Consider the following 16,890-nt stretch of genomic DNA (forward strand, 5'->3'; position numbering starts at 1 on the left):
GAAGGCACGGTAGACTTCCTAGAAGTATTAGGCAAACCATTTGTAGTACTAATTCCTTCAGGAGTACTTCTATGACACGCCCGAGGATGTCCATCGAGCAGCTCACCCACGCCGCGGCCCGGCTGGCCGATGAGATCGGCTTCGACAATCTGACCGTCGCCGCGCTGGCCCGCAGCCTCGAGGTCCGGGACGCGAATCTGTACTCACATCTGAAGAACGGCGATGACCTGCGGATTCGAGTGGCCGTCCTCGCCCTGACCGAACTCGCGGACCGAGCCTCCGACGCGCTCGCCGGACGCGCGGGCACCGACGCGCTGGTGGCCTTCGCGGCCGCGTACCGCGACTACGCGACGACTCATCCGGGCCGCTACGCCGCGACCCGGATCCCGCTATCCCTGGAGACCGCGACCGCGGCGCAGCGCCACGCCGATCTGACCCGCGCCATCCTGCGCGGCTACGCCCTGCCCGAACCCGCCGAGACCGATGCGGTGCGGCTGCTGCACAGCACCTTCCACGGATTCGTGAGCCTGGAACGCACCGGCGCCTTCGCCCGGCAATCCCGCACGGCCGACGAATCCTGGGCGAGCACCCTCGACGGCCTGGATCTCCTGCTGCGCAACTGGCCCGGCGTATGAGGTTCGGTCAGAGGGCTCCCCCGCCCGAACGACAAGCTGCCCCGCAGTTTACGACTCGGCCGCATTCACCCGCGGCGCACCGAAATCCGGCACCCGCAGGGTGCCTGCGGCAATCCCGAAGGCCATATCGCTGTAACCGAGCGACAACTCCGCCAGCCGCTGCCACGCCAGGTGCAGCTCCCACTGCGACGTCGACTGTTCCAGTGCGACATAGGCATTCACGGAAAATTCGGCGAGTCGATCGACCACGGTCCCCACGGTCTCGGTATGCATCCACGCCGCCCCATGCGGAACCGGCATCACCGAGGCAACCCAGCGGTCGACCTCGTGCACCAAAGCCACACGGCAGCAGTCGATTTCGGAGCGCATCGGTGCGGCGACCGCCAGCCGAGCACGGTGTAGGTCCGCAAGCTCGCCCGCCGCCCTCAGCACCGGGTGCGGAAGATGCACCCGCCCCGCACATGCCTCGAGGATCAGATCCCGCGATGGCAGGGAAACGCCCATCAGATCACTCCCACTTGCCGCCCCTGAGCACCGAATGTGACTTCCGACACAGACAGGCTAAGGCTTCGGCTAGCGGCTGGTCAACATGTTCTCTCAATATCTGCCACAGGATCTATGACACCTGTCATCATGGTCGCCAACAGGTCATTCTGCTCAACCCACGACGGGAGCACAGTAGCCATGGCACCAGCTTCACCGGTGGTAGCGCGATGGGAGCTGTCGTATCGGACGAGGAAGCGGCGTGACGAGTTGGGGGTCACCGGTCCTCAAATCGCCAAGGTGCTCGGGTTCTCCGCGACCTACTGGCCAAAGGTCGAGCGCGACCAGCGGATTCTTCCCGAAGAGAAGCTGACGCAGCTGTTGGACCTGCTCGACTTCCCCGAGGACGAACAGACGGAATTGGTCGAACTGCGAGCACTGGCACGTGAACGCGGATGGTGGTCGAAGTACGAAAGCCTGTTCCCCGAACAGACACTTCGACTGTGGGGCATGGAATTCGGTGCCGAAGAGATCGGTGCGGTGGAGAGCGTGCTCATACCGGGCCTACTCCAAACCGAGGAATACGCGCGGTCGTTGATCGAGGCCGACACGGCCTTCATCCGGCAGATCGAAGTCCAGCAGCGGGTGGATGCGCGAATGAAACGGCAGGAGCGCCTGTTCGGGCAGGATCCGCTTCGGCTCAATGTGGTGGTCAGCGAGGCAGCCCTTCGCCAGCAGACCGGCGGGCCGGGCACTCTGCACCGTCAACTACTCCATATCGCCAGCACGATCAGAGATCACGGCGACACGATCGACTTCCGGGTCCTCCCATATACCAGCCGAACCGGCGCGATCCGAGGTTGTTCGACCTTCCATCTCCTGGACTTTCCCCGACCGGGGCTGCCCACGTTGGCGTGGAGTGAGGTGGCCGGATACGGCGAGCTCATCGACGATGAGGAACGTGTCCATGCGATGACCGTCGTTTTCGGACACCTGCAACGCGAATCCTTGAGCGCCGATGCATCACTCGACTTGATCGAGGAAATCGCGGACGAACACAAGGATGGCGCTGAGTAAGATCAGCGGCATGGATACGAGCACCACCACCGGTCACGGCTGGTTCAAGTCCTCCTTCTCCACCCAGTCGTCGAGCTGTGTCGAGGCTCTGTTCACCGAGGGCGCCGTGCTCATCCGAGACAGCAAGTACCTGCGGAACCCTGCCAATGACCCTGCGGCACAGCCGATCATCTCGATACTGGCCAAGGACTGGCGCGAATTCCTGGCGTCAGCGACGGGTGTGGGTGTCCAGTCGTCGCATGGGGTGCCCGTGATCGAGGCCGCGAGCTCAGGTGCGGTTGTTCTGCGGGCGGGAGATGGCACCACGCTGACCTACACGCCGGACGAGTGGACCGCGTTCGTATCCGGCATCCGGGCCGGAGAATTCGCCAGGGTCTGAACCCATACGACAAAGGCCGCCTCCCCGCGAAAGGGAAAGGCGGCCTTCGGCTTACGGCTATAGCCTACGCGTCCAGCTCAGCCATGATGTCGTCGGAGATATCGACATTGGTGTAGACGTTCTGCACATCGTCGCTCTCCTCGAGCGCGTCGACGAGTTTGAACACCTTGCGGGCGCCGTCGGCGTCGACCGCCACCGTGGTCGCGGGCTGGAAGCCCGACTCCGCGGAGTCGTAGTCGATACCGGCCTGCTGCAGCGCGGTGCGGACCGCGATGAGATCGCCGGGCTCGCTGATGATTTCGAACGCCTCGCCGAGATCGTTGATCTCCTCCGCGCCGGCGTCGAGCACCGCGGTGAGCACGTCGTCCTCGGACAGGCCGTTCTTCTCCAGCGTCACGAGGCCCTTGCGGCTGAACAGGTACGACACCGAACCCGGATCGGCCATGTTGCCGCCGTTGCGGGTCATGGCCACGCGCACCTCACCGGCGGCGCGGTTGCGATTGTCGGTGAGACATTCGATCAGCACGGCGACACCGTTGGGGCCATAGCCCTCGTACATGATGGTCTGCCAGTCGGCGCCGCCCACCTCTTCACCACCGCCGCGCTTGCGGGCGCGCTCGATGTTGTCGTTGGGGACGGAGTTCTTCTTCGCCGTCTGAATGGCGTCCCAGAGCGTGGGGTTTCCTCCAGGGTCACCACCACCTTGACGCGCGGCGACCTCGATGTTCTTGATCAACTTCGCGAACATCTTGCCACGCCTGGCGTCGATTACCGCCTTCTTGTGTTTGGTGGTGGCCCATTTGGAGTGGCCGCTCATGCCCTACTTCCTTCAGTCGATTTCGTCGAGGTCAAAGCAGACAACTGTTCCAGTCTACTGCCCACCGAATTCACGAACATCCGGTGCACGCGCAGATCTCCGGTCACCTCGGGATGGAACGACGTGGCCAGCACGTTTCCCTGCCGCACCGCGACGATCGCGCCCTCGACCGGACCGGACGGCACTCGGGCGAGCACCTCCACGCCCGCACCGGTCCGCTCGACCCACGGCGCCCGGATGAACACCGCGCGCACCGGCCCGTCGTCGAGTCCGGCGAAGTCCAGATCGGTCTCGAACGAATCGACCTGCCGCCCGAAGGCGTTGCGCCGCACGGTCATATCGATGCCCGACAGCGACTGCGCGTCCGGGCGGGTGTCGAGCACCTCGCGGGCCAGCAGGATCATCCCGGCGCAGGAACCGAAGGCGGGCATACCCTCTCGCAACCGCTGCCGCAGCGGTTCCAGCAGGCCGAACACCTCGAGCAGCTTGCTGATCGCTGTGGATTCGCCCCCGGGCAGCACCAGCCCGTCGACGGCGGTCAGTTCGGATTCCCGGCGCACGTTCACCGGTTCGGCGCCGCATTCGGCCAGCGCGTGGAAGTGCTCGCGCACATCACCCTGCAGCGCCAGCACACCAATGGTCGGTCTCACGACACGAGCATACGAGGCAGCGGGTAGTCACCGGCCCGCGACCATAATCCGTGTGGTTCCGCTCACCCACCCGTCAAGGTTTCGCAAGGGAACTGTTCGGCTGCTGAGGCCCGGGGAACACTCGCCCAAGTGACCGAAGTTCTGCCGCGTACCGAGTCCGCCGACGGCGGACCCAGTGAGCCTCCGTTACCTCGGCGTGGCCTCACCGTTTCCACCGGATTAGCCGGTTTATCCCTCGATGCGATGGCGTCGGTGGCCTACGGCCCCGAGTCGATCGTGCTAGTGCTGGCCGCAGCCGGCAGCGCGGGCCTGGGAATGACATTGCCGGTGACCCTGGCGATCGTCGTCCTGCTGGCCGTGCTGATCGCCTCCTATCGCCAGGTGATCGCCGCCTTCCCCAACGGCGGCGGCGCCTATGCCGTGGCCAAGACCCATCTCGGCCATCGCACCAGTTTGGTGGCGGCGGCCTCACTGATCGTCGACTACATCCTCAATGTCGCGGTCTCCATCGCCGCCGGTATCGCCGCGCTGACCTCCGCGATTCCGGAGCTTCTCCCCTATACCCTGTGGATCTGCCTGGCCGTGCTGGTCGGCATCACCGCGCTGAATCTCGCGGGCATCCGCGAGAGCGCGCGGGCGTTCATGGCCCCGACCGCGGTATTCGTGATCGGCATCCTGATCGTGATCGTCGCAGGTCTGGTGCGCGGGGAGCCCGCGAGCGTCACCACCGCCGCGTCCGCGGTCACCGATACCCGGACCATCGGAATCCTGTTGCTGCTCAAGGCCTTCTCCAGTGGCTGCTCGGCGTTGACCGGTGTGGAGGCGATCGCCAACGCGGTGCCCAGTTTCGAGCAGCCGCGCGTGCGCCGCGCACAGCGTGCCGAGGTCGCACTCGGTGTGCTACTCGGCGTCATGCTGATCGGGCTGGCGACGCTGATCGGCAAGTTCTCGATCCATCCGGTCGACGGCACGACCGTGCTGTCGCAGCTGACCGAGGCCGCGCTCGGGCACGGCATCCTCTACTACGTCGTGCAATTCGCGACCGTGGTGCTGCTGGCGCTGGCGGCCAACACCTCCTACGGTGGGCTGCCGACGCTGACCAAGATCCTCGCCGACGACAACTGCCTGCCGCATCGCTTCGCCGTGGCCACGCCACGGCAGGTCTACCGGTACGGCGTTCTCGCTCTCGGTCTGTGTGCCGCGGTGCTGCTGGTCGCCTCCAACGGCGATATGAACGCGCTCGTGCCGCTGTTCGCGATCGGTGTGTTCGTCGGCTTCACCATCGCCCAGGCCGGTATGGTGCGGCACTGGCTCGAGCGCGGCGAACGCGGTTGGCGCTTGGCGCTCAACGCCTTCGGCGCGGTGCTGACCTTCGTGGCGGCCGTGGTGACCACGTCGATGAAGTTCACCGAGGGCGCCTGGCTGATCGTGCTGGTGCTGCCGCTGCTGGTGCTCGGGATGGAACGGATCCGCTCGGCCTACAGCAAGATCGACGGCCGCCGCGGTACCGGCAGCGTCCCCGCGCCGCCGAGCCCGACCGGAACCGTGATCGTGGTGCCGGTTTCGGAGGTCTCCGAACTGAGCCGCGAGGCCCTGTCGGCCGCGATGTCGCTGAGCACCGATGTGGTCGCGGTGCATGTCTGCCTGCCCGGCGAGAACACCATCGCGTTCACCAAGGCGTGGGAGGCCTGGCATCCGGAGGTCCCGCTCGAGATCATCGACGCCGGTCACTGCACGGTCGGCGGGCCCGTCGCCCGCTTCGTGCGCGACAACTTCCAGGGCCGCCGCAAGGTCGTGCTGATCGCGGAGGTCGACCCGCCCAGCGGCTGGGATCGTGTACTGCCCAGCCATCGCAGCGACGAACTGGAACGCCAGTTGCGCAAGCTCCCGGAAACCGTGGTGTGCCACCTGCGTGTGCAGGCGTCCTAACTCGCGCCCTCACGGGCGACGATGGCGGCCTGAACCCGTGAGCGCACATCGAGTTTGGTGAAGACCCGCGACACGTGGGTCTTCACCGTCGCCTCGCCGATGAACAGCCGGGTCGCGATCTGCGCATTGGACAGGCCCTCCCCGAGACAGTCCAGCACCTCGCGTTCGCGCTCGGTCAGATCGGCGAAGCGATCCGAATTCAGTTGTGCGGGTGGGGCGCTCGCGGCGAACGCGGTGATCACAGCGGCGGTCACCTCGGGCGCGAGCACCCCGTCCCCGGCGGCCACGGCCCGCACCGCGTCGAGGATCGCCGGGCCCGACGCCGATTTCAGCACGAAGCCCGACGCCCCGGCGCGTAGCGTGCGGAATACGTACTCGTCCAGATCGAAGGTGGTCAGGATGAGCACCCGGGCCAGGCCGCCGGCGGTGATCCGCTCGGTCGCGGCGATACCGTCCACACCCGGCATCCGCACATCCATCAACACCACATCCGGCCGCAGCGCCGTGGTCTGGGCCACGGCCACATCGCCGTCGGCGGCCTCGCCGACCACCTCGATGCCGTCGGCGGACTCCAGGATCAACCGCAGCCCGGCGCGGATCGCGCCGTGGTCGTCGGCGATCAGTACCCGAATCGTCATGCCAGCTCCGAGGTTTCCAGCAGCGGCAATCGGGCCCTGACCACCCAGTGGCCGGAATCCGTTCCCGCGGTGAGATTTCCGCCCAGAGCGGCGGCCCGCTCGTGCATGTTGAGCAGGCCGCGCCGTGGATGTTCGTCGCGCGCCGGCGGTTTCGGCGCGAGCGGATTGCGCACCGAAACCGCCAGCGCGCCGAACTCGGTGCGCACGTCGATATCCACCTCACAGCCCGGCGCGTGTTTCATCACGTTGGTCAGCCCCTCCTGGATGATGCGATACGCGGCCTGATCCACCGCGCTGGGCAGGATCGTGTCGTCCAACGAATTCCGCACGTGCACAACAATTCCCGCCGCACGCGCGGCATCGATGACGATCGGCAGCTGCGCCAGCCCGCGCGGCGCGGCGACCTCCTCGGCGCCGTCGTCGCGGCGCAGCAGGCCGATCATGGTGCGCATCTCCTGAAGTGCGCTCACACTGTTGGCGCGGATCGATCCGAGCACGCCGGTGATCGCCGGATCGACCTGATGCCGGGCGAGCACGCCGAGCGCGGCCTCGGACTGGATCGCGATGGCCGACAGATGACCAGCGATGACATCGTGCAGATCCCGCGCCATGGTCTTGCGTTCGTCGTCGATCGCCGCGCGCCGATCCAGCTCCGCGACCAGCGTCATGGCCTGCACGCGGGCGCGTTCGGTCTCGGCGGTGTCCTTGTGATGGCGCGCCGACAGCGCCCACCAGATCGGGGTGCCGAGAATGGCGTAGGCCAGCAGGACCGCGAGCACCGCGACCCGCGCATCGCCGATCGTGACGATCACCGCGACGGTGATCGCGATCGTCACTGCCACGCAGATGGCGATCACGCCGCGATACACCCGCCGCGAACCGTATAGACAAGCCGCGTAGATCAGATCCCCGTAGCCGATGACCACCGGCACCGTCGCCCCGAGCGCCACATCGATGCCGAGGGGCACCATGCCGACCGTCAGCGCCAGCAGCGGTCTGCGCCGCAGCAGCGTCGCGGCACCCAACAGCGCGAGCACCCCGAATCGCGCCGCCAGCGAGGAATGCGTGCTCGTACCGAAGACCGGGTACAGGCCGGACAGGTACATCGCCGCGCCGAGGACGAACAGCAACAGCACGGCGAGGCCATCCTTCGCGGTGGCCGACAACGCGTCCCACTGCTTCATCCGACCATCACAACACAGCCCGCTCACCACCCGGGATCCGCCGAAGGTGTGACCGGCCCCCTCCCGCGAGCCGATCACCGCGCCCAGCTGTCAAAGTACGTCACGGAGAATCACCTTGGCATGTCAAGGTAGGATGGCGATCGTGACCACTCCGAGAGTGCGCAGGACCCCCGACGAGGCGCGTCGGTTGATCCTCGACGCCGCGGCCGCGCTGCTCGCCGAGGGCGGCGTCGCCGCCGTGCAGGTGCGCGCGGTGGCCGCGCGAGTCGGCATGACCGACGCCGGGGTCACCCATCACTTCGGCAATCGCGACACGCTGCTGGCCGAACTCCTCCGGCACGGTGGCCGCCGACTGCGAGACGCCCTGCGGGACATGCTCGCCACGTGGCTGGACCGCGGCGCCGATCTCCTCGAACTCGTCGAATCGCTGGAAACCCTGTACCGGCACGGCTACGGCGAACTCGCGGTGGCGCTGCACGCGGCCGGATGGCGCGACCGCGGCGTCGGCATGCTCGATCCGGTCGTCGAGGCCCTGCATCGGCTGCGACCGCGCGGGAGTTCCCTCGACGACACGCGCCTCGCGGTCGCGGCCCTGCATCAGGCGATGGCCACGGAATCCCTCTACGGCAACGCGTTTCGACGCAGCGCCGGACTCACCGGCACGGCGGCCGAACACCCGACCGCGCAGGTGCTCTGGTGGGCGCGCCAGCTGCGTCTCGCGCTCGGCATCGAATAGCACCGTCCCGGCACGGAATCCGCCGAAGTGATGACCGCCGGTCGATCCGACGCCCGACGCGGATGCGGGTATCGCGATGCGAGGCTGGCGGGCGTGATTCTGATTCCGGCACTGCTCGGCCTGGCCCTGGTGGACAGCACCAGCGTCGGCACCCTGATCGTCCCGGTCTGGCTGCTGCTCGCGCCGGACCGGCCGCCGACGCGACGGCTGCTGAGTTATCTGGCCGCCATCGCGGTGTTCTACTTCCTGCTCGGCGTGCTGTTGCTGACGGTCGCGGGCGCGGGCCTGGACCGGTTCGGGGCGCTCGCACACAGTCGGCCGGTGCTGGTGGCGGAGCTGCTGCTCGGCGTCGCGCTGTTCGCCGTGTCGTGGCGCTTCGATTCGAAGAAACGCCGGGAGCGCGGCGAACCGGATCGGACCGCCGCCTGGCGCACCCGCGCGCTGCGGAATCAGAGCTCGGCGGGCGGGCTGGCCGTGCTCGCGGTGAGTGCCGGTGTGCTGGAAGCGTTTTCGATGGTGCCGTATCTGGCCGCGATCGGGCTGCTGGTATCCAGCGAGCTGCCGACCGGCGCGTCGATCGCGGTGCTGGCGGCATACTCCGCGGTCATGGTCGCCCCGGCACTGCTGCTGATGGCCGGGCGGGCGCTGCTGCATGCCAGGATCGAACCGCTGCTGACCAAGCTGGACGGACTGCTGTCCCGCTACGCCGACAGCGCGACCGGCTGGGCGCTGGCGATCGCCGGCGTCGTGTTGATCCGCAATGCCGTCGGCGGGCTGGGGCTGTTCGGCGGATAGGCCGCGGCGTCAGTCCTTGCGCTGCGTGCGGATCAAGCCCTCCTGCACGACCGCCGCGACCAGTTCACCCCGCTCGTTGAAGATCCGCCCGCCGGTGAGCGCGCGGCCGAATCCCGCCGACGGCGAATTCTGGTCGTAGAGCAGCCATTCGTCGGCGCGGAACGGGCGCAGGAACCACATGGCGTGATCGAGCGAGGCGTTCTGGGTCCGCTCGTCGGGATGGGTGACCTTCGACGAGCCGAGCAGCGTCATATCGCTCATATAGGCCAGCGTGCAGACGTGGAACAGCGGATCGTCGGGCAGTGGGTGCCGGTAGCGGAACCACACCTGCTGCTGGGAGGCTTGACCGTCGCGGCGGTAGACCTGTTCCTGCGGGATGTTGCGGATATCCCAGTGCTCCCATTCCCGCATGGCCCACAGCCGTTCCGGGGACAGGGAGACCTGCGCGTCCGGAAGATCCTGCGGCGGCGGCACTGTCGGCATCTCGTCCTGGTGTTCGGGCCCGGCGTCGCCGAGATGGAACGACGCGGACATGGTAAAGATCGCCTCACCGTCCTGGACACCGGTCACCCGCCGCGTGCAGAACGAACGCCCGTCGCGGATCCGCTCGACCAGATACACCGTCGGCTGCGACGGATTACCCGGCCGCAGGAAGTAGCCGTGCAGCGAATGCACCTGATACCGCGGCTCGACCGTGCGCACCGCCGACACCAGCGCCTGCCCGGCAACCTGTCCCCCGAATGTCCGCGGCAGCTGGGTCTTGGTGGACGCGCCACGGAAGATATCCCGCTCGAGCCGCTCGATCTCCAGCGCCTCTTCGATCGTCGCCATGAACCATCCTTCCGCGAACCAACCAGCTCAGGCTATGCGATGGCGAATCCGCGCGCGCCGCGCCCCGGCAACGAGTCGGCATGATGGTCGAGTGCCCGCCTTCACCCCCGTCACCGTCACCGCGCTGATCGACGACCTCACCGACCGCATCGCCGAGTTGCGCGGGCGATCCGTGGTCGCGGTCGACGGGGCCGATGCGGCCGATCCGCTCGGATTCGCCCGCACGATCTCCGACCGCGTGCGCACCCGCGGCCGCGCCTGCGAGGTGGTGTCCCTGCACGACTTCGTCCGCCCGGCCTCGCTGCGGCTGGAATACGGTCGCGACGAAATGTCCTATCGCACAGCCTGGTTCGACTACGCCGCGGTGAATCGCGAAGTGCTGCGGGCATTGCGGGAACAAGGCCGCTGGCTGCCCGCGCTGTGGGATGAGCGCACCGATCGTTCCGCCCGCGCCCGGGCGGTCTCCGCCGACGCCGAGACGGTCGTGATCATCGCCGGTCCCATGCTGATCGGCCGCGGCCTGGACTTCGATCTCAGCGTGGAGCTGCGCCTGTCCGAGGGCGCGCTGCGCCGCGGCACCGATCCGGCCGACTCGTTCACCGTCGAGGCGATCCTGCGCCACCGCGGCGAGCAGGACATACAGCCCGACATCCTGGTCGCCTGGGATCACCGCGACCGCCCGGCCGTGCGCGGTGGCAGCAGGTTGCGTCCCTGACATGTGCCGAGTGGTGTCCGGTGCGCGAAAGTCGCAGGGCGCCAATCGTATCGACGATGTAGTCGGCACTGAGCTTTGGCCTGAAAGCGAACGTGCCCTCGAGCCGGAGGGGGCTCGAGGGCACGTCGTGCGGTACGGACTACCAGCCGCGCTCGGCGAGACGATGCGGCTCCGGGATCTCCTCGACGTTGATGCCGACCATCGCCTCGCCCAGGCCGCGCGAGATCTTGGCCAGTACATCCGGATCGTCGTAGAAGGTGGTGGCCTTGACGATGGCCGCGGCGCGCTGGGCCGGGTTGCCGGACTTGAAGATGCCCGAGCCGACGAAGACGCCCTCGGCGCCGAGCTGCATCATCATCGCGGCGTCGGCGGGGGTGGCGATGCCGCCCGCGGTGAACAGCACGACCGGCAGCTTGCCGGTCTCGGCGATCTCGCGGACCAGCTCGTAGGGGGCCTGCAGCTCCTTGGCGGCCACGTACAGCTCGTCCTCGGGCAGCGACTGCAGCTTGCGGATCTCGCCGCGGATCTTGCGCATATGGGTGGTGGCGTTGGAGACGTCGCCGGTGCCGGCCTCACCCTTGGAGCGGATCATGGCCGCGCCCTCGGTGATCCGGCGCAGCGCCTCGCCGAGGTTGGTCGCACCACAGACGAAAGGCACGGTGAACTGCCACTTGTCGATGTGGTGCGCGTAGTCGGCGGGGGTCAGCACCTCGGACTCGTCGATGTAGTCGACGCCGAGGCTCTGCAGGATCTGGGCCTCCACGAAGTGGCCGATGCGCGCCTTGGCCATGACCGGAATGGAGACGGCCTCGATGATGCCGTCGATCAGATCCGGATCGCTCATCCGCGCCACGCCGCCCTGGGACCGGATATCGGCGGGCACGCGCTCGAGGGCCATCACCGCGACCGCGCCGGCGTCCTCGGCGATCTTGGCCTGCTCGGCGGTGACGACGTCCATGATCACCCCACCCTTGAGCATCTCGGCCATGCCGCGCTTCACGCGGGCGGTGCCGGTCGTCGAGGTGGCTTCGGGCGTAGTCACGGCAAACTCCTGAATCGTCGGCGCAATCGCGTTTCGTTCGGATTCGAACACCACGATCCTAGGCCGCCGAGGCAGGCCACTTGATAGCCAGTCGGACACCACTGGACTGCCCGGCCATCCGGAGCTATCTCACAGCATCGGCCGCCGACCCTAGATCGGATTGACCACGAACAGCTGCGCCCAGTACGTAGCGGCGTCCTCGCCCAGGTAGGGCAGCAGAAAGTCGTGCAGTAGGTATGACATCGGCATGGTTACCTCACCTCCAGGGTTCGGTTTGACCACACCGTGCGCGCGGCAAACCGTTTTCGACGATAACCGATCATGAGACATGTCACACGGGCTTACGGGCGGGCCCGGCGAGTCGCCCGCAATCGGTCCCCGAAGCCGTTGCCGCGCAGCCCAATTCACGAGATATCCGCAGCTCGTATAGGGTCGTTGCCATGACGGAGGACAACTCGCGAGCCGTGCGGATCGAGCGCACCAGCACCGGCCGCTACCGCGCGACCAACGCCCGCGGCGGGGAACTGATCTTCGGTTCCGGCGACGATACCGACTTCACCCCGGTGGAACTGCTGCTGGCCGCGCTCGGCGGCTGCACGGCCGTGGATGTGGACGTCGCGACCAGTCGCCACGCCGAACCCACCGAGTTCACCGTCACGGTGGCCGGGAACAAGATCAGCGATGAGCTCGGCAGCCACCTGACCGATCTCGAGGTCCGCTTCGCGGTCACCTTCCCCGAGGGCGACTCCGGCGACAACGCGCGCAAGATCCTGCCTCGCGCGGCGCGCACCTCCCACGACAGCCTGTGCACGGTCAGCCGTACCATCGAAATCGGCACGCCAGTACGGTCGATCGTGGAGTAATCCGGAGAGACGGGTGAGGGCATGGAGTTCGACGAGATCGTCATCGAGACCGACCGCTTGAACTTCCCAGCCCTGGCGGCCGGTGATGGGCCGGTTGTGGTGTGCTGGCACGGATTTCCGGATCATCCGGCCACCTTCGGCCCGCTGGCCGAACGTCTGGTGGCGGCCGGGCGCCGCGTCGTCGCCCCGTTCCTGCGCGGCCATCACCCCGCGACGGCCGCGGATCTGACCTATGCGGGCGGCATCACCTTCGCCGCCGACGCCGCGGCCGTGGCCGCCGTGCTGGATCCCGCGGGCGTGGACATGATCGGCCACGATATCGGCGCGGGTGCCGTCGCGCGCCTGGCCGCCGCGTGGCCCGAACGGCTGCGCCGCGGCATCACGATGGCCGTGCCGCCGCCCGCGTCCATACCCGCCCTGCGCGGCGATCCCGCACAGCTGAAACGGTTCTTCTACATCTGGTTGTTCCAGGTGCGCGGCGTGGCCGAACGAATCCTCGAGACCAATCGCGAACTCGTCGACTATCTGTGGTCGACCTGGTCGCCGGGCTTGGATCCCGGCGAGCACCGTGCGCGGGTGCACGCGCTCTACAGCGATCCGGCCGTGCTGGCCAACACCTTACGGCTCTATCGCGCCAATATCGATATGAGCCTGCATGATCCGGAGCTCGCTCATCTGATGGCGAAAACCGAAGCGCCCGCGCCGATTCCGCTGCTGGTTCTGGCCGGAGCCGACGACGGCTGCCTCGCACCGTCGACGTTCGCCGATGCCGAATCCGGCCTCGCACCGGACTCTCGCGTCGAAATCCTCGACGGTGCGGGGCATTTCATGCATCTGGACCGACCCGATGCCGTCGCCGAACTGGCACTGGAGTGGTTCGAGAAGCCCTGAGCACCGATCAGCGGATGGAGCGGACCTCGGGCTCCTCATCCTCGCCCATAACGACTTTCGCCGCCTCGGGCAGGAGCTGGTCGAGGTTGTAGGGATACACCGTCTCGCCGGATCGGTCGAGTTCGACGATGTCGCGCGGGGTGCACCATTTGTAGGCGCTCACGCACCGGCGTTCCCAGACCGTCGGATCGGCGGCCTTGGGGTCGAAGGACCTCTTGGCGCGGGCGACGAAGAACAGCTCCTCCGAGCGGATCAGTTCGCCGTCGAAGGGGAAGACCGCGACGCGGCGCCAGATCGGGCCGCGCAGGACGGTCGAATCCAGCGCATAGCCGGTCTCCTCCCAGAGTTCCCGCACGGCCGCGGTGCGCAGGGGTTCGCCGGGTTCCACGCCGCCGCCGACGGTGAACCAGAACGGCATATCGGGTGTCTGCGGATCGTGACCGCGCATGAGCAGAATGCGGTCCTGATCGTCGAGCAGCACGACGCGGGCCGAGGTGCGCACGGTGTCGACCTCGAGGCCGGTGCTGGCGGCGGCAGTGACGCGCTCGGACATCTCGAAGTAGGTGGGCAGCGGGGCGGTTCCGCCGAGGTGGAGCAGGCGCACCGGGCGTCGGGTGCGCAGTGCGAGGGTGTCGCGCACGGCGTCGTTGTGGAAGCGCCGCGCGATCAGCACCCGGGCCTCGGCATCGGCCAGTTCGGCCACCAATTGCGGTGGCAGCCGCGAGATATCGATCGCGGCCACCGCCGCGGCCAGCTGATTCTCCGCGGTCTCGCGGTCGGGCCATTCGGCGCGCTCGGCCCGATCGGCCAGCGCCTGCAGTCGTTTGGCCTGATCGGCGGCGGCCGGATCGGCGCCGTTGACGGTGATCGCCACCGAGCGCGCCACCACCGCGCGCCGCGCCAGCGCCGCCTCCAGGGCCTGGCGGGCCTGATCGCCGCGCACATGCAGGCGGTCGAGTCGATTGGCCGTGGAGTAGGCCCAGACACCGGCGGCGACGATCAGCGCCACGACCAGGGCGAGGACCAGGATCGTGGTCGCGGAGAAGGTGATCATCCGGCGACCCGCACTCGGCTGTCGCCGACGGTCACGGTCTCGTAGACCCGCAGGATCTGTTCGGCCACCACCGGCCAATCGTATTCGCCGACGACCTGATTCGCGGTACGCGCCAGATCCGCGCGGGCGCCCGGATCGGCGAGCAGTTCGCCCAGCGCCCGCGCCAGCCGCGCGGAATCACCCACCGGCACCAGCCGTCCCGCGGCCCCGTCGCGCAGCACGCGCCGGAAGGCGTCCAATTCGCTTGCCACGACCGCGGTTCCGGCGGCCATCGCCTCCACGAGCACGATGCCGAAGCTCTCGCCGCCGAGGTTGGGCGCGCAGTACACCTCGGCGCTGCGCATGGCCGAGGCCTTCTCCGCATCCGACACCTGACCGAGGAATCGCAGATGCCCCGCGTATTCGCCCGCCTCGCGGCGCAGCCGCTCCTCGTCACCGCGGCCGACGATCAGGATCTGTACCTCCGGATGCCGCCGCACCACCTGCGGCAGCGCGCCCAGCAGTACGGCCATCCCCTTGCGCGGCTCGTCGTAACGACCCAGGAACAGCACGGTTCCGCCCGCGCGCGGATAGCCGTCGAGCAGCGGGGCGTGCGCGAACGCGGGGACGTCGACACCGTTGGGGATCTCGACCGCATCGCTGCCCAGCGCCTCGACCTGCCAGCGCCGCGCCAGCTCCGATACCGCGATGCGGCCCTGGATCTTCTCGTGATACGGCCGCAGCACGCCCTGAAAGGTGCTGAGCACCAACGATTTCGTGGTCGAGGTGTGGAAGGTGGCCACGATCGGGCCGTCGGCGATCTTCAACGCCAGCATCGACAGGCTCGGTGCGTTCGGCTCGTGAATGTGCAGCACGTCGAAGTCGTTATCGGTGATCCAGCGCCGGATCCGGGTGTAGGCGGTCGGGCCGAACGACAGCCGCGCCACCGATCCGTTGTAGGGAATCGCGACGGCCTTACCCGCCGACACCACGAAATCCGGCAGCGGCGTCTCATCGGAGGCCGGAGCCAGCACGCTGACCTTGTGCCCCCGCTCGATCAGCACCTGCGCCAGCTCCACGACATGCGCCTGCACCCCGCCCGGCACATCGAACGAGTACGGGCACACCATGCCGATCTTCATAGCGCCTCGTCTCGCCCGGTCCGGCCGCTCTCGGCTCGTCCCCGGATTCCATTGTCCCCGAGACGCTCCGCGACGGCATCGCCCTCGGCGTGTCTATCCTGGGCCGCGGCGATCCGGGCGCGACGAGCGTCGGACAGGTCGGCCTCCCAGAGCGGCTGCAGCATATGCCAATCGGCCGGATGCTCGGCGATATTCGCGGCGAAGCGGTCCGCCAGCGCCTGGGTGGCGGGCGCCACGCCGCGCGAAACATCCAGCGGCGCTTCGATCTTCATCCGCCAGCCCTCGCGGCCCTGCTGGTCCTCGGTGTACCAGGTGTGTACCGGCATGAGTGCCGCACCGGTCTCGATCGCCAGCTTCGCCGCCCCGGCGGGCATCCAGGTGCGCTCGCCGAAGAAGGTGACCGGTACGCCCTTACCGGTCAGGTCGCGCTCGCCCATCAGGCACACGATCTTGTTCTGCCGCAGTCGATCCGCCAATTGCGCGAACGGCGGCTGCTCGCCGCCGGTCAGCGGGAACACCTCGAAGCCCAGGCTCTCCCGGAAGGCGACGAACCGCTCGAACAACGATTCCGGTTTCAGCCGCTCGGCGACCGTGGCGAAGGTGCCGTGATGCTGCACCAGCCACACCCCGGCCATATCCCAGTTGCCCGAATGCGGCAGCACGCAGACCCCGCCGGACCCGCGTTCCAGCGCCGCCTCCAGATTCTCCACCCCGAGGGGCGGCGACATGAGCGGCGAGGAGGCCAGTGCCGCATGGTCCATCGTCGGCAGCCGGAACGCCTCGCGCCAATAACGGGCGTAGGAGCGCATACTCGCGCGCACCAAGTCGTCGGGCACGGCCATCGGCTCCACCCCGAGCACGCGAGCCAGATTGCGGCGCAACTGATTCGGTGCACCGGTCCGGTGGCTCGCCGTGTTCGCGCGCCGCCCGGCCCGATCACCGCCGAAGTCGAACAACCGCCGCGCCGTCGATTCGGGCAGTGCCCGGACCAGCCGCCAGCCCGCCGCATATGCCTTATCGGACATAGCGGATTTCAGATCCGTCATGCGG

The 16,890-nt window shown here is 67.9% G+C and carries 19 protein-coding genes; 9 read left to right on the forward strand and 10 right to left on the reverse strand.

Features of this window, described 5'->3' with window-relative positions; all coding sequences use genetic code 11:
• Window positions 1-71: 71 nt before the first annotated feature.
• Complete coding sequence (locus ACIA76_RS02700) at window positions 72-635, forward strand: TetR/AcrR family transcriptional regulator (RefSeq protein WP_397147609.1); 564 nt, start codon at window positions 72-74, stop codon at window positions 633-635.
• A 48-nt stretch (window positions 636-683) separates the two neighbouring features.
• On the opposite strand, the gene ACIA76_RS02705 is transcribed toward ACIA76_RS02700, so the two are convergent.
• The gene (locus tag ACIA76_RS02705) at window positions 684-1,139 is read right to left on the reverse strand and encodes a DUF4254 domain-containing protein (protein WP_397147611.1); all 456 of its coding nucleotides are present in this window, start codon (window positions 1,137-1,139) and stop codon (window positions 684-686) included.
• 36 nt (window positions 1,140-1,175) lie between these two features.
• Here ACIA76_RS02705 and ACIA76_RS02710 point away from each other — a divergent pair, with 36 nt between their 5' ends.
• Both ACIA76_RS02710 and ACIA76_RS02715 read left to right on the forward strand, forming a co-directional pair.
• Window positions 1,176-2,195: a helix-turn-helix domain-containing protein gene (locus ACIA76_RS02710; RefSeq protein ID WP_397147613.1), complete on the forward strand. Its 1,020-nt coding sequence runs from the start codon at window positions 1,176-1,178 to the stop codon at window positions 2,193-2,195.
• Window positions 2,196-2,205: 10 nt separating this feature from the next.
• A complete protein-coding gene (locus tag ACIA76_RS02715) occupies window positions 2,206-2,574 on the forward strand; it encodes a DUF397 domain-containing protein (protein ID WP_397147615.1) in 369 nt (122 codons plus the stop codon).
• 64 nt (window positions 2,575-2,638) lie between these two features.
• Here the strand turns inward: ACIA76_RS02715 and ACIA76_RS02720 are convergent, their stop codons facing one another.
• Window positions 2,639-3,391 (reverse strand): YebC/PmpR family DNA-binding transcriptional regulator, encoded by a 753-nt coding sequence (locus ACIA76_RS02720; RefSeq protein ID WP_397147617.1) that lies wholly within the window; start codon window positions 3,389-3,391, stop codon window positions 2,639-2,641.
• Complete coding sequence (gene pdxT, locus ACIA76_RS02725) at window positions 3,388-4,041, reverse strand: pyridoxal 5'-phosphate synthase glutaminase subunit PdxT (protein WP_397147619.1); 654 nt, start codon at window positions 4,039-4,041, stop codon at window positions 3,388-3,390. The genes ACIA76_RS02720 and pdxT overlap by 4 nt, the downstream gene beginning before the upstream one ends.
• Before the next feature lie 243 nt (window positions 4,042-4,284).
• On the opposite strand from pdxT, the gene ACIA76_RS02730 reads away from it, so the two are divergent.
• The gene (locus ACIA76_RS02730; protein WP_397147974.1) at window positions 4,285-5,970 is read left to right on the forward strand and encodes an APC family permease; all 1,686 of its coding nucleotides are present in this window, start codon (window positions 4,285-4,287) and stop codon (window positions 5,968-5,970) included.
• Here ACIA76_RS02730 and ACIA76_RS02735 read toward each other — a convergent pair.
• Both ACIA76_RS02735 and ACIA76_RS02740 read right to left on the reverse strand, forming a co-directional pair.
• The gene (locus ACIA76_RS02735) at window positions 5,967-6,608 is read right to left on the reverse strand and encodes a response regulator (protein WP_397147621.1); all 642 of its coding nucleotides are present in this window, start codon (window positions 6,606-6,608) and stop codon (window positions 5,967-5,969) included. The two genes, ACIA76_RS02730 and ACIA76_RS02735, sit on opposite strands and share 4 nt — an antisense overlap.
• Window positions 6,605-7,792: a sensor histidine kinase gene (locus tag ACIA76_RS02740; RefSeq protein WP_397147623.1), complete on the reverse strand. Its 1,188-nt coding sequence runs from the start codon at window positions 7,790-7,792 to the stop codon at window positions 6,605-6,607. Before ACIA76_RS02740 ends, ACIA76_RS02735 begins: the two co-directional genes overlap by 4 nt.
• A 142-nt stretch (window positions 7,793-7,934) precedes the next feature.
• Here ACIA76_RS02740 and ACIA76_RS02745 point away from each other — a divergent pair, with 142 nt between their 5' ends.
• Both ACIA76_RS02745 and ACIA76_RS02750 read left to right on the forward strand, forming a co-directional pair.
• On the forward strand, window positions 7,935-8,528 hold the full coding sequence (locus ACIA76_RS02745) for a TetR family transcriptional regulator (protein WP_397147625.1): 594 nt from the start codon (window positions 7,935-7,937) through the stop codon (window positions 8,526-8,528).
• Between the two features lie 93 nt (window positions 8,529-8,621).
• Complete coding sequence (locus ACIA76_RS02750; protein WP_397147627.1) at window positions 8,622-9,323, forward strand: GAP family protein; 702 nt, start codon at window positions 8,622-8,624, stop codon at window positions 9,321-9,323.
• Window positions 9,324-9,332: 9 nt separating this feature from the next.
• On the opposite strand, the gene ACIA76_RS02755 is transcribed toward ACIA76_RS02750, so the two are convergent.
• A complete protein-coding gene (locus tag ACIA76_RS02755; RefSeq protein WP_397147629.1) occupies window positions 9,333-10,154 on the reverse strand; it encodes an acyl-CoA thioesterase in 822 nt (273 codons plus the stop codon).
• A 91-nt stretch (window positions 10,155-10,245) separates the two neighbouring features.
• Between ACIA76_RS02755 and ACIA76_RS02760 the strand changes: the two genes are divergently transcribed.
• A complete protein-coding gene (locus ACIA76_RS02760) occupies window positions 10,246-10,869 on the forward strand; it encodes a hypothetical protein (protein WP_397147631.1) in 624 nt (207 codons plus the stop codon).
• 139 nt (window positions 10,870-11,008) lie between these two features.
• Here the strand turns inward: ACIA76_RS02760 and pdxS are convergent, their stop codons facing one another.
• Entirely contained in the window at window positions 11,009-11,911 is a 903-nt protein-coding gene (gene pdxS / locus ACIA76_RS02765) for a pyridoxal 5'-phosphate synthase lyase subunit PdxS (RefSeq protein WP_397147633.1), read from the reverse strand.
• 440 nt (window positions 11,912-12,351) lie between these two features.
• Here pdxS and ACIA76_RS02770 point away from each other — a divergent pair, with 440 nt between their 5' ends.
• Both ACIA76_RS02770 and ACIA76_RS02775 read left to right on the forward strand, forming a co-directional pair.
• On the forward strand, window positions 12,352-12,774 hold the full coding sequence (locus ACIA76_RS02770; RefSeq protein ID WP_397147635.1) for an OsmC family protein: 423 nt from the start codon (window positions 12,352-12,354) through the stop codon (window positions 12,772-12,774).
• Between the two features lie 21 nt (window positions 12,775-12,795).
• On the forward strand, window positions 12,796-13,665 hold the full coding sequence (locus ACIA76_RS02775) for an alpha/beta fold hydrolase (protein WP_397147637.1): 870 nt from the start codon (window positions 12,796-12,798) through the stop codon (window positions 13,663-13,665).
• A 7-nt stretch (window positions 13,666-13,672) separates the two neighbouring features.
• On the opposite strand, the gene ACIA76_RS02780 is transcribed toward ACIA76_RS02775, so the two are convergent.
• The 3 genes from ACIA76_RS02780 to ACIA76_RS02790 are packed head-to-tail and all read right to left on the reverse strand — an operon-like array spanning window position 13,673 to window position 16,886.
• Window positions 13,673-14,716, reverse strand: a complete 1,044-nt coding sequence (locus ACIA76_RS02780) for an NUDIX domain-containing protein (protein ID WP_397147977.1) — start codon at window positions 14,714-14,716, stop codon at window positions 13,673-13,675.
• Window positions 14,716-15,840, reverse strand: a complete 1,125-nt coding sequence (locus ACIA76_RS02785) for a glycosyltransferase family 4 protein (protein ID WP_397147639.1) — start codon at window positions 15,838-15,840, stop codon at window positions 14,716-14,718. Before ACIA76_RS02785 ends, ACIA76_RS02780 begins: the two co-directional genes overlap by 1 nt.
• Window positions 15,837-16,886, reverse strand: a complete 1,050-nt coding sequence (locus tag ACIA76_RS02790) for a phosphatidylinositol mannoside acyltransferase (protein WP_397147641.1) — start codon at window positions 16,884-16,886, stop codon at window positions 15,837-15,839. Before ACIA76_RS02790 ends, ACIA76_RS02785 begins: the two co-directional genes overlap by 4 nt.
• Window positions 16,887-16,890 lie beyond the last annotated feature (4 nt).

Origin of the sequence: Nocardia sp. NPDC051570 (genome assembly GCF_044454005.1) — a bacterium.
Lineage (GTDB): Bacteria > Actinomycetota > Actinomycetes > Mycobacteriales > Mycobacteriaceae > Nocardia.

Excerpts from the sequence above, each read along its gene's own strand:
- ACIA76_RS02700 (WP_397147609.1), top strand. The coding sequence starts at position 72 with ATGACACGCCCGAGGATGTCCATCGAGCAGCTCACCCACGCCGCGGCC.
- ACIA76_RS02705 (WP_397147611.1), bottom strand. The coding sequence starts at position 1,139 with ATGGGCGTTTCCCTGCCATCGCGGGATCTGATCCTCGAGGCATGTGCG.
- ACIA76_RS02715 (WP_397147615.1), top strand. The coding sequence starts at position 2,206 with ATGGATACGAGCACCACCACCGGTCACGGCTGGTTCAAGTCCTCCTTC.
- ACIA76_RS02720 (WP_397147617.1), bottom strand. The coding sequence starts at position 3,391 with ATGAGCGGCCACTCCAAATGGGCCACCACCAAACACAAGAAGGCGGTA.
- ACIA76_RS02730 (WP_397147974.1), top strand. The coding sequence starts at position 4,285 with ATGGCGTCGGTGGCCTACGGCCCCGAGTCGATCGTGCTAGTGCTGGCC.
- ACIA76_RS02735 (WP_397147621.1), bottom strand. The coding sequence starts at position 6,608 with ATGACGATTCGGGTACTGATCGCCGACGACCACGGCGCGATCCGCGCC.
- ACIA76_RS02740 (WP_397147623.1), bottom strand. The coding sequence starts at position 7,792 with ATGAAGCAGTGGGACGCGTTGTCGGCCACCGCGAAGGATGGCCTCGCC.
- ACIA76_RS02755 (WP_397147629.1), bottom strand. The coding sequence starts at position 10,154 with ATGGCGACGATCGAAGAGGCGCTGGAGATCGAGCGGCTCGAGCGGGAT.
- ACIA76_RS02770 (WP_397147635.1), top strand. The coding sequence starts at position 12,352 with ATGACGGAGGACAACTCGCGAGCCGTGCGGATCGAGCGCACCAGCACC.
- ACIA76_RS02775 (WP_397147637.1), top strand. The coding sequence starts at position 12,796 with ATGGAGTTCGACGAGATCGTCATCGAGACCGACCGCTTGAACTTCCCA.
- ACIA76_RS02785 (WP_397147639.1), bottom strand. The coding sequence starts at position 15,840 with ATGAAGATCGGCATGGTGTGCCCGTACTCGTTCGATGTGCCGGGCGGG.
- ACIA76_RS02790 (WP_397147641.1), bottom strand. The coding sequence starts at position 16,886 with ATGACGGATCTGAAATCCGCTATGTCCGATAAGGCATATGCGGCGGGC.